This is a genomic window from Actinosynnema pretiosum, from assembly GCF_024171695.1.
In the GTDB taxonomy this organism is placed as follows: domain Bacteria; phylum Actinomycetota; class Actinomycetes; order Mycobacteriales; family Pseudonocardiaceae; genus Actinosynnema; species Actinosynnema pretiosum.
The window spans coordinates 73,360-87,492 of sequence record NZ_JAMTCF010000016.1 but is presented as its reverse complement, the minus strand read 5'-3'; the positions used below and the strand labels follow the sequence as shown (position 1 = coordinate 87,492).

12 protein-coding genes are annotated in these 14,133 nt (G+C 74.3%); 11 read left to right on the top strand and 1 reads right to left on the bottom strand.

What is annotated here, in order from left to right; genetic code table 11:
* Positions 1–2 precede the first annotated feature (2 nt).
* The 4 genes from LV78_RS29120 to LV78_RS29105 are packed head-to-tail and all read left to right on the top strand — an operon-like array spanning position 3 to position 5,216.
* Complete coding sequence (locus LV78_RS29120) at positions 3–1,217, top strand: 3-deoxy-7-phosphoheptulonate synthase (RefSeq protein ID WP_253848918.1); 1,215 nt, start codon at positions 3–5, stop codon at positions 1,215–1,217.
* Complete coding sequence (locus tag LV78_RS29115; RefSeq protein WP_253848916.1) at positions 1,214–3,118, top strand: anthranilate synthase family protein; 1,905 nt, start codon at positions 1,214–1,216, stop codon at positions 3,116–3,118. Before LV78_RS29120 ends, LV78_RS29115 begins: the two co-directional genes overlap by 4 nt.
* Positions 3,105–3,650, top strand: a complete 546-nt coding sequence (locus LV78_RS29110; RefSeq protein WP_253848914.1) for a flavin reductase family protein — start codon at positions 3,105–3,107, stop codon at positions 3,648–3,650. The genes LV78_RS29115 and LV78_RS29110 overlap by 14 nt, the downstream gene beginning before the upstream one ends.
* A 15-nt stretch (positions 3,651–3,665) precedes the next feature.
* The gene (locus LV78_RS29105; RefSeq protein ID WP_253848912.1) at positions 3,666–5,216 is read left to right on the top strand and encodes a 4-hydroxyphenylacetate 3-hydroxylase family protein; all 1,551 of its coding nucleotides are present in this window, start codon (positions 3,666–3,668) and stop codon (positions 5,214–5,216) included.
* 63 nt (positions 5,217–5,279) lie between these two features.
* Here LV78_RS29105 and LV78_RS29100 read toward each other — a convergent pair whose 3' ends face one another.
* Positions 5,280–5,948 carry an O-methyltransferase gene (locus tag LV78_RS29100; RefSeq protein ID WP_253848911.1) on the bottom strand — a complete coding sequence of 223 codons (669 nt, stop codon included), beginning with the start codon at positions 5,946–5,948 and terminating at the stop codon, positions 5,280–5,282.
* Between the two features lie 247 nt (positions 5,949–6,195).
* Here LV78_RS29100 and LV78_RS29095 point away from each other — a divergent pair, with 247 nt between their 5' ends.
* The 7 genes from LV78_RS29095 (at position 6,196) to LV78_RS29065 (ending at position 14,130) form a co-directional block, all read left to right on the top strand.
* The gene (locus tag LV78_RS29095; protein ID WP_253848909.1) at positions 6,196–6,702 is read left to right on the top strand and encodes a VOC family protein; all 507 of its coding nucleotides are present in this window, start codon (positions 6,196–6,198) and stop codon (positions 6,700–6,702) included.
* Complete coding sequence (locus tag LV78_RS29090) at positions 6,699–7,637, top strand: 3-methyl-L-tyrosine peroxygenase-related protein (protein ID WP_253848907.1); 939 nt, start codon at positions 6,699–6,701, stop codon at positions 7,635–7,637. Before LV78_RS29095 ends, LV78_RS29090 begins: the two co-directional genes overlap by 4 nt.
* Before the next feature lie 16 nt (positions 7,638–7,653).
* Positions 7,654–8,553 (top strand): LLM class flavin-dependent oxidoreductase, encoded by a 900-nt coding sequence (locus LV78_RS29085; RefSeq protein WP_253848905.1) that lies wholly within the window; start codon positions 7,654–7,656, stop codon positions 8,551–8,553.
* Entirely contained in the window at positions 8,550–9,482 is a 933-nt protein-coding gene (locus tag LV78_RS29080) for a PhzF family phenazine biosynthesis protein (protein ID WP_253848903.1), read from the top strand. Before LV78_RS29085 ends, LV78_RS29080 begins: the two co-directional genes overlap by 4 nt.
* Positions 9,476–11,269, top strand: a complete 1,794-nt coding sequence (locus LV78_RS29075; protein ID WP_253848900.1) for a gamma-glutamyltransferase family protein — start codon at positions 9,476–9,478, stop codon at positions 11,267–11,269. Before LV78_RS29080 ends, LV78_RS29075 begins: the two co-directional genes overlap by 7 nt.
* A 139-nt stretch (positions 11,270–11,408) precedes the next feature.
* Complete coding sequence (locus LV78_RS29070; RefSeq protein WP_253848897.1) at positions 11,409–13,715, top strand: ATP-binding cassette domain-containing protein; 2,307 nt, start codon at positions 11,409–11,411, stop codon at positions 13,713–13,715.
* The gene (locus LV78_RS29065; protein ID WP_253848895.1) at positions 13,708–14,130 is read left to right on the top strand and encodes a helix-turn-helix domain-containing protein; all 423 of its coding nucleotides are present in this window, start codon (positions 13,708–13,710) and stop codon (positions 14,128–14,130) included. The genes LV78_RS29070 and LV78_RS29065 overlap by 8 nt, the downstream gene beginning before the upstream one ends.
* Positions 14,131–14,133 lie beyond the last annotated feature (3 nt).

Genomic DNA, 14,133 nt, shown 5'->3' with positions numbered 1-14,133 from the left:
CGATGACGACCCACATGACCCGCGCCGACCGGATGAGCGAGGTCCGCGCCGTCGAGTCGCTGCCCGCGAGGCAGCAACCCCGGTGGTCCGACCGGGACCGGCTGGCCGAGGTGCGCACCCGGCTGTCCATCTCCGAGCCCATCGTCGACCACGAGTCGGTGCGCGAGCTGTCGCTGCTGCTGGCCCGCGCCGCGCGCGGCGGGTTCTGCGTGCTCCAGGCGGGCGACTGCGCCGAGGACCCGGCCGAGTGCGGGGTCGACGACGTCCGCCCCAAGGTGGAGCTGCTCGACCTGCTCGGCGACATCATGCGCGTGGGCGCGGGCACGCCGGTGCTGAAGGTCGGGCGCATCGCCGGGCAGTACGCCAAGCCGCGCTCCGCCGACCACGAGGTGCGCGACGGCGTGGAGCTGCCCGTCTACCGGGGCTCGATCGTCAACAGCCCCGCGCCGACGCCCGCCGCCCGGCGCGCCGACCCCGAGCGCGTGCTGCTGGGCCACGTGGCCGCGCGCCGGGCCGTCGGGGCGGTCGACGGCCTCGGCCGGGGCGACGGGGCCGCGCCGGAGCAGCGGGTGTGGACCAGCCACGAGGCGCTGCTGCTGGACTACGAGGTGCCGCAGGTCCGCCGGACGACGACGGGCGGGCTGTACCTGGCGAGCACGCACTGGCCGTGGATCGGCGAGCGCACCAGGCAGCTCGACGGCGCGCACGTGCGGCTGCTGTCCCTGGTGGACAACCCGGTGGCGTGCAAGATCGGGCCGAGCACGGGCGTGGACGAGGTGCTGGGCCTGTGCGCCGCGCTGGACCCGCACCGCGTCCCCGGCAGGCTGACCCTGATCCCCCGGTTCGGCGCGGCGCGCGTGGCCGACCTGGCGCCGCTGGTGCGCGCGGTCGTGCGCGCGGGGCACCCGGTGCTGTGGCTGTGCGATCCCATGCACGGCAACACCGTCGTCGGCGACCACGGCCTCAAGACGCGCAGGCTCGGCGACGTGATGGCGGAGATCAACCGGTTCGTCTCGGTGGTCTCCGGGAACGGCGGCGTGCCGACCGGGCTGCACCTGGAGGCGTCCCCGGCGGACGTGTCCGAGTGCGAGGGCGCGGGGGCCGTGGTGCGGCGCGGCGAGCACTACCGGACGCTGTGCGACCCCCGGTTGAACACGACGCAGGCCGTCGCCGCCGTCGCCCACTGGCGTCGCGGGTCGCTGCGGGTGGCCGCGTGAGCCGGTCCGCCGCGCTGCCCGGCCTGCCCGAGAGCGGCCCGTTCGCGCTGCTGCACCGCCCCGGCGCGGGCGTGGCCGAGGTCGAGGTGCTCGCCGGGCCGGTGCGCCGCGCCGACCGGCTCGACGAGCTGGACCTGGACGGTCCGGCGACCGGGGGCGGCGACGGGCCCACCGGCCTGGTCGTCGTGCCCTACCGGCAGATCGCCGAGCGGGGCTTCGACTGCCCCGACGACGGGGAGCCGCTGCTGCTGATGCAGGTGCGCAGCGCCCGCCGGGCGCCGGTGGCGGAGGTCGTCGCCGCGCTGCCCGAGCGGGTCCCGGAGGTCGAGGGGCTCGCGTTCGACCTGGACGACGACGCCTACGCCGAGGTCGTCGGGCGCGTCGTCCGGTCGGAGATCGCGGCGGGCGAGGGCTCGAACTTCGTGCTGGCGCGCAGCCTGCGCGGCCGGTTCCGGCAGTTCGACCGGGAGGCTGCGCTCGCGGTGTTCCGGGGGCTGCTCACCGGCGAGAGCGGCGCCTACTGGACGTTCCTGGTGCACACCGGCGACCGGTACCTGGTGGGCAGCTCCCCCGAGCGGCACGTGCGGGTGCGCGGGGACGAGCTGGCGATGAACCCCATCAGCGGCACCTACCGGGTGCCCGAGGGCGGGGTGGACCACGAGGGCCTGCTGCGGTTCCTGCGCGATCCCAAGGAGGTCGACGAGCTGTACATGGTCGTCGACGAGGAGCTGAAGATGATGGCGGCGCTGTGCGACCGGGACGTGGTGGTGTCCGGGCCGTCGCTGACGTGGATGTCGCACGTCGCGCACACCGGCTACCACCTGACCGGCCGCTCGGACCGGCCGCTGGCCGAGGTGCTGCGGCGCACCGCGTTCGCGCCGACGGTGACCGGCAGCCCGCTGGAGAACGCCTGCCGCGCGGTGGCCAGGCACGAGCCGGGCGGGCGCGGCTACTACAGCGGCGTGGTCGCGCTGGTGGGCGCGGAGCGGGGTCGCCGGTCGCTGGACTCGGCGATCCTGATCCGGATGGCCGACATCGCGGCGGACGGCGCCGTGCGGCTGACCTCGGGCGCGACCGTCGTGCGCGACTCGGCGCCCGCCTCGGAGGTCGCCGAGACCTCCGCGAAGGCCGCCGCGCTGCTGCGGGTGATGACCGGCGGGCGCACGGCCCCGGCCGTCGCGCCGCCGTCCGCCGCGCTGGAGCGGGTGCTGCGGGCCCGCAACGACGGGGTGTCGGCGTTCTGGCGGTCGGCTCGGGCGCAGCGCGTGGCCGACCCGCTGCTGCTGGGCGTGCCGGTGGCGGTCGTGGACGCCGAGGACGACTTCAGCGCGATGCTGGCCTACCAGCTGCGGGCGCTGGGCTGCGCGGTGCGGGTCGTGCCGTGGCGGCGGGCGCGCGCGGCCGACGCGGACTCGGGCGTGCTGCTGCTGGGCCCCGGTCCCGGCTCGCCGACCGACCTGCGGGACCCCAGGGTGGCGGCGCTGCGCGCCCTCGCCTCGGACGCGCTGGAGCGCCGCCGCCCCCTGGTCGCGGTGTGCCTGGGCCACCAGGTGGTGTGCGACTTGCTGGGCCTTCCGCCCGCGCGGCTGCCGCGCCCCGACCAGGGGCGGCGACGGCGGGTGCGGGTGCACGGCCGCGAGCGGTGGCTGGGCTTCTACAACAGCTTCGCCGCGCGGGCCGACGGCCGCCCGGTGCGCGCGGGCGACCGGCCGGTGCGGGTCGAGGTCGATCCGGACGGGTCGGTGCTCGCGCTGCGCGCCGAGGGGCTGTCCACGGCCCAGTTCCACGCCGAGTCGTTCCTGACCGACGACAGCCCCGCGATCCTGCGGACCATGCTGCGCGACGCGCTCGCGCCGGGCGCGACGCGCACGAGAGGAGAGCACGTCCATGAGCACGCCTAGCCCGGCCGCGCTCGGCGTCGAGCCCCTGGAGCTGCGCCGCTTCCTGGGCAACTTCCCCACCGGCGTCACCGTGGTGACCTGCCGCCGGGGCGACGTGGTGCACGGCGCGACGGTCAACGCCTTCACGTCGGTGTCGCTGGCGCCGCCGCTGGTGCTGACCGCGCTGGACCGGCGCAGCCGCGCCTGCGGGCACCTGGCCGAGGGGGCGTTCGTGGTGAACGTGCTCGGCGAGGCCCAGCGCGACGTGGCGCTGCACTTCGCGGGACGGCCGATGGCCGGACCCGTGCCCTGGGTCGGGCAGGAGGGCGGGCGCCCGCGCCTGGACGGCGTGGTCGGCCACCTGTTCTGCCGGGTCTGGCGCAACTACGACGGCGGCGACCACGTGCTGCACGTGGCCGAGGTCGAGGCGCTGGACCTGCGCGGCGGACGCCCGCTGCTGTTCCACCGGGGCGAGTTCCCGCGCGTGGCCGACGGCGACCCGGTGTGGTCGCAGACGCTGGACGGCTGGGCGCCCCAGTTCACCACCCGCTGACGGAGGGAAGCAGGCATGACCACGCTGCACGAGTCCGCACCCGCCCCCACCGGGGCGCGGGTGACCCGGCCGATGACCGGGGACGAGTACCTGGAGAGCGTCCGCGACGGCCGCGAGGTGTGGGCCTACGGCGAGCGCGTGCGCGACGTCACCGAGCACCCGGCGTTCCGCAACACCGCCAGGATGACCGCCCGCCTCTACGACGCGCTGCACGACCCGGAGCACCGGGACGTGCTGACCGCGCCGACCGACACCGGGAGCGACGGGTTCACGCACAGCTTCTTCCGCGTGCCCCGCAGCGTCGAGGACCTGGTCCACGACCGCGACGCCATCGCCCGGTGGGCCCGGCTGTCCTACGGCTGGCTGGGCCGCAGCCCGGACTACAAGGCGAGCTTCCTGACCACGCTGGGCGCGAAGCCCGAGTACTACGGGGACTTCGCGGACAACGCGCGCCGCTGGTACGCCGAGGCGCAGGAGAAGGTGCTGTTCTGGAACCACGCGGTGATCAACCCGCCGGTCGACCGGAACCGGCCGCCGGACGAGGTGGACGACGTCTTCGTGCACGTCGAGGAGGAGCGCGACGACGGCCTGGTGGTCAGCGGCGCCAAGGTGGTGGCGACCGGGTCGGCGCTGACCCACGCGAACTTCATCGCCCACTACGGGTTGCCGGTGAAGAAGAAGGAGTTCGCGCTCGTCGCGACCTTCCCGATGGACTCGCCGGGGCTCAAGCTGATCTGCAGGCAGTCCTACGAGCTGGCGTCCGCGCGGACGGGCAGCCCGTTCGACCAGCCGCTGTCGAGCCGGTTGGACGAGAACGACACCATCTTCGTGCTGGACCGGGTCAAGATCCCGTGGGAGAACGTGTTCATCTACGGGGACACCGCGAAGGCGGGCACGTTCCTGACCCAGTCCGGGTTCACCCACCGGCTCACCTTCCACGGCGTGACGCGCCTGGGCGTGAAGCTGGACTTCCTGGCGGGCCTGCTGCTCAAGGGCCTGGAGGTGACCGGCACCAAGGACTTCCGGGGCGTGCAGACCAGGGTCGGCGAGGTGCTGGCGTGGCGGAACCTGTTCTGGGGCCTGGGCGACGCGATGGCGCGCACGCCGAACCCCTGGCACGGGGACGCGGTGCTGCCGAACCTGGACTACGGCATGGCGTACCGGTGGTTCATGACGCTGGGCTACCCGAGGGTGCGGGAGATCATCATGCAGGACCTCAGCAGCGCCCTGATCTACCTGAACTCGCACGCCGCCGACTTCCGCGAGCCGGAGCTGCGGCCGTACCTGGACCGCTTCATGCGCGGCTCCGGCGGCTACGACGCGGTGTCGCGGGCCAAGCTGATGAAGCTGATCTGGGACTCGGTGGGCACCGAGTTCGCGGGCAGGCACGAGCTGTACGAGCGCAACTACTCGGGCAACCACGAGAACGTGCGCATCGAGCTGCTGCTGGCGCAGACGGCCTCGGGCCAGGTGGACGGGTACAAGGGGTTCGCCGAGCAGTGCATGTCCGAGTACGACCTGGACGGCTGGACGGCGCCGGACCTGATCACCCCCGGTCGGGAGTGACGGCGTGGCGCGGGCGGACCGCCGGGGCGCGGGCGGCGGACCCGCCGCCGCCCGCGCGGCCGGTCACCCGGTGACCAGCGCGAGGGTGAACCCGTCGTGGCCCTTGGCGCCGACGGTCTGCAGGGTGGTCGCCTCCACGCGGGGCTCGTCGGCGAGCCGCTCCAGGAAGCGCCGCACGCCCCGCACGCCCCGGTCGGGGTGGTCGGGGTCGGCGACCGCGCCGCCCTGCACGACGTTGTCGACCACGATCAGCGAACCGGGCCGGGTGAGCTCGAGCGCCCAGTCGAAGTACTCGGGGATGTCGGGCTTGTTGGCGTCGACGAACACCAGGTCGAAGGGCGCGGCGGGGTCGCCGACGAGGCCGGGCAGGACGTCCAGCGCCCGGCCGGTCAGCTGGCGGACCCGGTCGGCGACGCCCGCGCGGGCGAGGTGCTCGCCCGCCGCCCTGGCGAAGGACTCCTCGTACTCGACGGTCACCAGCTCGCCGCCCTCGGGCAGCGCCCTGGCGAGCCAGATGGCGCTGTACCCGCCGAAGGTGCCGATCTCCAGGATCGTCCTGGCGCCTCGGGCCCGCGCCAGCAGGTGCAGGAACTTGCCCTGCGCGGGCGAGACGGCGATGTCCGGGAGCTCGAACCCGACGTTGGCGCGGGCCGCGTCCTCCAGCGCCGGGTCGGGCGCCACGAGAAGGCCGTCGACGTAGGCGTCCACTGCGTTCCACAACTCTTGTCCCATACCTGGCCATTTTAAGGAGCGAACCCCGGCAAGCCAACTACAAAAATTGCCCAAAACCTCTTTCAACCATATGCGCAAACCCGTGACTTGGTGAGTAAAACACCAGCTCACCGGCTTGATCGCGCCCTTTTTCGGGCTGACTAGACACTATTGGCAAAATGTGTCGAACAACTTGCAGGACCGCCTCTGGCGTGCTTAGCATCGAATGACGAACCCTATTCCGAACGCTCATGACGGAGGAATAGCCGTGACCGGAACGACCGCTTCGCCGGACCGGGTGCGCGCGCCGCTGCCGCCCGCCCCCAGAACGCACCACGTCGGCATCCAGACCAGGGACCTGGCGAACTGCGTCGCCTGGTACCGGGACTTCTTCGGGTGCGCCGAGGAGTGGAGCCTGGAGGAGTTCTCCGACCTGACCGAGAGCAGGCTGCCTGGGATGCGGCGGCTCACCGAGGTCAAGGTGGGCGACCTGCGCTTCCACCTGTTCGAGCGCGCCGACGGCACCGACGAGGCGCCAGGCGGCAACAAGACCCAGTTCCAGCACGTGTGCCTGGCGGTCTCCTCCCCCGAGGACGTGGCGGCCTGGCGCGAGCGCTGGCTGGAGCTGCACGCCTCGGGCCGCTACCGCTTCGCCACCGACGAGCTGCCCACCGACGTCGTCGTCGACGCCGACGGCGTGCTGAGCTGCTACCTGGTCGACGTCAACGGCCTGGAGTTCGAGCTGACCCACGCGCCCGACGGCGGTGGGCGATGAGCACGTCCGCCGCCGTGCTCGCCGACCTCCCGGTCCGGCGGGGCTGGGACTTCGGCGACTTCCCCTACGGGCTGGAGCCCCTGGTGCTGCCCGACCCGCCGGACCGCGACGCCAGGGGCGGGCCGCCGGACGTCGCGGCCGACGGCGAGTCGGCCGAGCTGCTGCGGGAGCTGGGCGCGCTGCCCGCGTGCCGCCGGTCCGCGCCCGCGCTGACCGACGCCGACGAGGCCCACCGGGTGTTCTGGTTCCGCTGGATCACCGGCCACCAGGCCACGTTCGCGGTGTGGCAGTGCCTGGCGCGGGCGCAGCACGACGCCGAGGCCGAGCCGGACGAGCCGCGCCACCTGGCGGTGATGGGCAGGCTGGTGCAGGCGTACACCGCGATGCTGCTCTACACCGGCTCGTGCCCGAACGACGTCTACCACGAGGTCGTCCGCCCCAGCATGTTCCTCCAGCACCGGGGCTTCAGCGGCGCGTGGGCGCCGGACTTCGCGCCGGTGCGGCGGCTGCTGCGCGGCCGGAGCTTCCCGTGGTCGGAGAGCCCTGCGGGGCAGGAGCTCCAGGAGCACGTGCGCGCCTACCACGAGGTGCACGCGGGCATCGCCGCCAAGCTGGTCCCCGGCGGGCGGTCGCTGCTCCAGGAGACCGTCGCGGAGACGCGCCTGCTGCACCCGCAGATGCGCGCGGTCGTCTACGACAACTACTTCATGACGCTGCGCGCCCCGGTCGACCGGTCGGAGGTCGCCAGGCAGCTCGTGCGCAGGCTCAAGGCCATCGCGCTGGACGTCACCGAGAACGGGCTCTACCCCGGCCAGGACGCCGACTCGCCGGACCTGCCCGAGGAGCTGCGGGCCCCCGGCGTCATCGCGCACGAGCGCGGGTTCACCTCGATCGTCACCGGGCTGGCCGCGCTGGTCACCGGCGCCACCGCCTGACGCGGGAGGAGGGCAAGTGCGACACGGAGTGCTGATCCTGCCCGAGCAGCGCTGGCGGGACGCCAGGACGCGGTGGACCCGCGCCGAGGAGTACGGGTTCGACCACGCCTGGACCTACGACCAGCTGATGTGGCGGTGGCTGCGGGACGAGCCGTGGTTCGGCACGGTGCCCACGCTGACCGCCGCCGCGACGGCGACGACCAGGATCGGCCTGGGCACGATGGTGGCCACGCCCACCTACCGCCACCCGGTGCCGTTCGCCAAGGAGGTCATGTCGCTGGACGACATCAGCGACGGGCGGTTCACCTGCGGGCTCGGCGCGGGCGCGGGGGTGGCGGACGACCTGGTGGTCGACCCGGTCGAGCGCACGCCGAGGGAGCGGGCGGACCGGTTCGCGGAGTTCGTCGAGCTGACCGACCTGCTGCTGCGCCAGCGGGTGACCTCCTACTCGGGTGAGCACTACCGGGCCGACGAGGTGCCGATGAACCCCGGCTGCACGAGCGCGCCGCGCACGCCGTTCGCCATCGCGGCCACCGGGCCGCGCGGGATGCGGCTGGCCGCCCGGCACGCGGAGACCTGGATCACGGCGGGCCCGCCCGCCACCTTCGACGCGCGGCCGTACGAGCTGGCGCTGCCCGCCGTCGCGGCGCAGGTGCGGATGGCCGAGGAGGCGTGCGCGGCGGTCGGGCGGGACCCGGCGTCCCTGCGCAGGCTGCTGCTGACGGGCGCGGCGGTCGGCGGCGTCCTGGACTCGGTGGAGTCCTGGCGGGACGCGTCGGGCCGCTTCGCCGAGGTCGGCGTCACCGACCTGGTCGTGCACTGGCCGCGCCCGGACTTCCCCTACGCGGGGGACGAGCGGGTGCTGGAGGACCTCGCGGGGGACCTGGTGGCGACGAGCGCGGGAGGGTCGCGGTGAGCGGGCGGATCGAGTACGAGGTCGTGGACATGTTCGCCGACGGACCGCTCACCGGGTGCGCGCTCGGCGTGGTGCCCGACGCCGCAGGCCTGTCCGACGAGGAGATGGCGGCGGTGGCGCGCGAGATCGGCGCCTCGGAGACGGCGTTCGTGCTGCCCGCGACGACCCCCGGCGTCACCCACCGGGTGCGGGTGTTCACCCCCGGCGGCGAGTCGCCGTTCGGCGGGCACTCGGCGGTGGGCACGGCGGCGGCGCTGGTGCGCCTGGGCCGGTTGGCGGCGGGTCAGCTGGTGCAGCAGTGCGGTGAGCGCCGCCAGCCGGTGGAGGCCGACCCCGACGGCGCGACCCTGACCGCCACCGGGCCGCTGGAGGTCGTCCCGTTCGACCCGGTCGGGCCCGCCGAGGCGTGCGGGCTGCGGCCGGAGGACGTCGACGGGACCGCCGCGACGGCCGGTTTCGGCCCGGCGTTCCACCTGCTGCCGGTGCGGCCGCAGGCGCTGGCCCGCGCCGCGCTGCGCCCGGAGCACCCGGTCTGGCGCGGCCAGCCGGACGTCCTGCTCTTCGCCTGGGACGCCGCGACGCGCACCGCCCGCGCCCGGATGTTCGCGCCGGGCTACGGGATGCCCGAGGACCCGGCCTGCGCCTCGGCGGCGCTCGCGCTCGGGCCGTGGCTGGTGCGGGCGGGTCTGCTGCCCGCGACCACCGGCTCCCACCCGTACCGGCTGCGCCAGGGCGTCGAGCTGCGCCGCCCGGCCATCCTCGCCTGCCACGTGGACGTCGTGGACAGCCGGGTGACCGGGGCGTCGGTGTCCGGCGCCGTCCTTCCGGGGGCCAGCGGCCGGATGACCCTGCCCGCGCCCACGCCCGCCCCCACCACCGCCACCGCACCGGCCCAGCCGGAGCCCACACCGGAGGAACGACCGTGCTGACCCGACCCGAACTGCGCGGCGCCAAGGCCGCGGTGTCCTCGACCCACTGGCTCGCCTCGGCGGCCGGGATGGCGATGTTCGACCTGGGGGGCAACGCCTTCGACGCGGCGGCCTGCGCCGCGTTCGTCATCCAGGTGGTCGAGCCCCACCTCAACGGGCCCGCCGGTGACGTGCCGATCATGGTGCGCCGCGCCGGTTCCGACCGGGTGGAGGTGGTGTGCGGGCAGGGGCCGATGCCCGCCCGCGCCACCCCGGAGGAGTTCCGCGCCCTCGGCCTGTCGGCGGTGCCGGGCTCGGGCCTGCTGCCCGCGTGCGTGCCCGGCGCGTTCGGGGCGTGGCTGCTGCTGGTGCGCGACCACGGGCGGCTGCCGCTGGCGGACGTGCTGGCCCCGGCGGTGCACTACGCCGAGCACGGGTACCCGGTGCTGCCAAAGACCTCGGAGATGATCGGCTCGCTGGAGGAGCTGTTCCGCGACGAGTGGGCGGAGTCGGGGCGCACGTACCTGGTCGACGGGCGGGCCCCGGCGCCGGGGAGGCGGGTGCGCAACCCGGCGCTGGCTCGGACCTACCGGCGGCTGCTGGCCGAGTCCCAGGCGGCGGGCGGCACCCGCGAGCAGCGCGTCGACGCCGCGCTGCGGGCGTTCTACGAGGGCTTCGTGGCCGAGGCGATCGACCGGTTCGCCACGACCGCGCGGGTGGCCGACTCCACCGGCAGGCGCAACGGCGGCCTGCTGACCGGGGCGGACCTGGCGGCGTGGCGGCCGACCGTGGAGGACTCGGTGTCGCTGTCCTACCGGGGGCTGAGCGTGCACAAGCCCGGCCCGTGGTCGCAGGGCCCGGTGTTCCTGCAGCAGCTCGCCCTGCTGGAGGGCTTCGACCTGGCCGCGATGGGCGCGGGCAGCGCGGACCACCTGCACACGGTGGTGGAGTGCGCCAAGCTGGCGTTCGCCGACCGCGAGGCCTGGTACGGCGACCCGCAGCACGCGGACGTGCCGCTGAAGGCGCTGCTGGAGCGCGGGTACGCCGACGAGCGGCGGGCGCTGGTGGGCGTGACCGCCTCGGGCGTGCTGCGCCCCGGCTCCCCCGACGGCCGCGCCCCGTTCGTGCCGCCGCTGCTCGGCCACGACGAGCCGCCGGACGAGCCGTCGTGGCTGCTCCAGCTCGACGACGGCGTGCCCGCGGTGGTGCGGCGGACGGCCGCGCGCGGCGACACCTGCTGCGTGACGGCCACCGACGCGGAGGGCAACGTCGTCGCGGCGACGCCCAGCGGCGGCTGGCTCAAGAGCTCGCCGGTCGTGCCGGACCTGGGCTTCCCGCTCGGGACGCGGGGGCAGATGGCCTGGCTGGTGGACGGCCACCCGAACACCCTCGCGCCGGGCAAGCGCCCGCGCACCACGCTGAGCCCCACGATCGTGCTGCGCGACGGCGCGCCGCACCTGGCGTTCGGCACGCCGGGCGGCGACCAGCAGGACCAGTGGACGCTGAACTTCCTGGTCAACCACGTGGACTTCGGGATGGGCGTGCAGGAGGCGGTGGAGGCGACCGCGTTCCACACCGACCACGTGCCGTCGTCGTTCACCCCGCGCCGGGCGAGGCCGCTGGCGCTGGTCACCGAGTCGGGGCGCGACCGGGCGGTGGTCGAGGAGCTGCGCCGCCGGGGTCACGAGGTGCAGGAGGTCGCGCCGGGCACCCTGGGCAAGGTGTGCGTCACCGGCCGCACCGACGACGACCTGGTGCTGGCGGCGGCCAGCCCGCGCGGGCAGCAGGCGTACGCGGTGGCCAGGTAAATCACCCGGTCGGCGCACCGGCGGCGGAAAGCTGGTCAAGTCGCGTGGCGGCGGCGTCGGCGCCGTTATATGATTTCCTCCTGGAAATCATTATGGACGGATCATCCCGGACGAACCACCCGGACAGCGGGAGGGGAAGATGAGCGCTCGCGGCGAGGTCCGCTCCGGCGGGCACATCGTGATCGGCAACGCCAGGGTGAACAACCTCAGGAACGTCTCCCTGCGCATCCCCAAGGGCAGGCTCACCGTCTTCGCGGGGGTGTCCGGGTCCGGCAAGTCGTCGGTCGTGTTCGACACCATCGCGGTCGAGTCCCAGCGGCAGCTGGGCGAGTCGTTCCCCTCGTTCATCCGCAACCGGCTGCCGCGCTACGAGCGGCCGGACGCGGAGGTCGTGGCCAACCTGTCCACGGCGATCGTGGTCGACCAGAAGCCGGTGGGCGGCAACTCGCGGTCCACCGTCGGCACCATGACCGACGTCCACCCGGTGCTGCGGGTGCTGTTCTCCCGGCACGGCAAGCCGGAGGCGGGCGAGTCGACGCGGTTCTCGTTCAACGACCCGCAGGGCATGTGCCCGGCCTGCGAAGGCCTCGGCCGCGCCGTCCGGGTCGACCAGGACGCGCTGATCGACGAGGACAAGAGCCTCAACGACGGCGCGATCCGGTTCCCGAGCTTCGCCAAGGGGACCTTCCAGTGGCAGCTCTACGCCGAGTCCGGGCTGTTCGACCCGGACCTTCCGGTGAAGAAGTTCAGCGCGGCCGACCACAACAAGCTGTTGCACGGCAGCGGGTTCAAGGTGGACCGGGCCGGTCGCAACGGCGTCTACAAGAACGAGTACGAGGGCGTGCTCCTGCGGTTCGACCGCCGCTACCTCAAGAAGGGCCTCGACTCGCTCGCCGAGCGCGAGCGCGCCGCCGTCGAGGAGGTCGTCCACGAGGGGCCGTGCCCCGAGTGCCGGGGCGGGCGGCTCAACGAGGCGGCGCTCGCGTCGAAGATCGACGGGCGCTCCATCGCGGACCTCACCGCGCTGGAGGTCGACGAGCTGATCGACCTGCTGGCCGGGCTCGACCTGCCTGCGGCCAAGCCGATCGTCGCCTCGGCGCTGGCCGCGCTGCGCCGGATCTCCGACATCGGCCTCGGCTACCTGACCCTGGACCGCGAGACGCCGACGCTGTCCGGCGGCGAGAGCCAGCGCCTCAAGACCGTGCGCCACCTCGGCAGCAGCCTGACCGACCTGACGTTCATCTTCGACGAGCCCAGCACCGGCCTGCACCCGCGCGACGTCCACCGGCTCAACGAGCTGCTGATCGCCTTGCGGGACAAGGGGAACACGGTGCTGGTCGTGGAGCACGACCGCGACGTGCTGCGGATCGCCGACCGCGTCGTGGAGATGGGCCCCGGCGCGGGCGCCGAGGGCGGCGAGGTCGTCTTCGAGGGGACCGTGGCGCAGCTGCGCCGGGCCCGCACCCCCACCGGCCGGGCCATGCGCTCGGTGCCGGGGATCAAGGAGCGGTTCCGCGAGCCGACCGGGACCCTGCCGGTGCGCAGGGCGAAGCTGCACAACCTCAAGGAGGTCTCGGTCGACTTCCCCACGGGCGTGCTGACCACCGTCACCGGCGTGGCGGGCTCCGGCAAGAGCACGCTGGTCGCCGGGGTGCTGCCGCTCCAGCACCCGGACGTGGTCGTGGTGGACCAGTCGTCGACGGGCCTCTCGCCGCGCTCGGTGCCCGCCACCTACCTGGAGGTCATGGACCGGGTCCGGGGCGTGTTCGCCGAGGCCTCGGGGAAGGACCCCGGCCTGTTCAGCTTCAACTCCACCGGCGCCTGCCCGTCGTGCAAGGGCCGGGGCGTCATCCAGACCGACCTGGCCTACCTCGACCCGGTGACCACCACCTGCGAGGCGTGCGGCGGCAGCCGGTACCGGCCGGAGGCGCTGGAGCACACCCTCGACGGGCGCACGATCGCCGACGTGCTCGCCATGACCACCGACGACGCGCTGGAGTTCCTCGCCGACGAGGACGTCCGCGCCCGGCTGGCGCTGCTGTCCGAGGTCGGCCTGGGCTACCTGGCGCTCGGCAGGCCGCTGTCCACCCTGTCCGGCGGCGAGCGCCAGCGGCTCAAGCTCGCGAGCAGGCTGCGCGAGACCGGCAACACCTACGTGCTGGACGAGCCCACCACCGGCCTGCACATGTCGGACGTCGGCAGGCTGCTGGCGCTGCTGGACCGCCTGGTGGACGCGGGCAACACCGTCATCGTCATCGAGCACGACCTGGACGTGGTGCGGCACTCGGACTGGATCGTCGACCTGGGGCCGGAGGCCGGGCGGCACGGCGGCGAGGTGGTGTTCGAGGGCACCCCGGCGGGGCTGCTGGAGGCCGAGGGCTCGCACACCGCGCGCTGCCTGATCGCGGACCTGGAGGAGTGCGCCCCCAGGAGGCGGAATGGCTGAGGACGACCTGGTGCCGATCGGGCGCGTCGCCGAGTGGTTCGGGATGCGCGTGCCCGCGCTGCGCTACTACGAGGACGAGGGGCTGCTGACCACCCGGCGCCGCAACGGCCGCAGGCACTTCGACCGGGACGACCTGCGCAGGCTGGCGCTCGTGCGGACCTACGTGGAGGGCGGGGTGCTCAGCCTCGACGAGGTCAGGGAGCTGACCTCGGCCGAGCCGTCGACGGGCGCGCGGCTGCTGGCCGCGCGCCACCTCCCGGCGCTGGAGGAGCACTCGTTCAGCGCCTCCTCCGCGCTGCGGCTGCTGCGCCACCACGTCGAGCACGACCAGCCGGACCAGCTGTCGTGCCCCCGCTGCGCCGAGGAGCTGCGGGAGCGCCTGGTTCGGTTCACCCGCCGCCGCAGGGACACGTGAAGG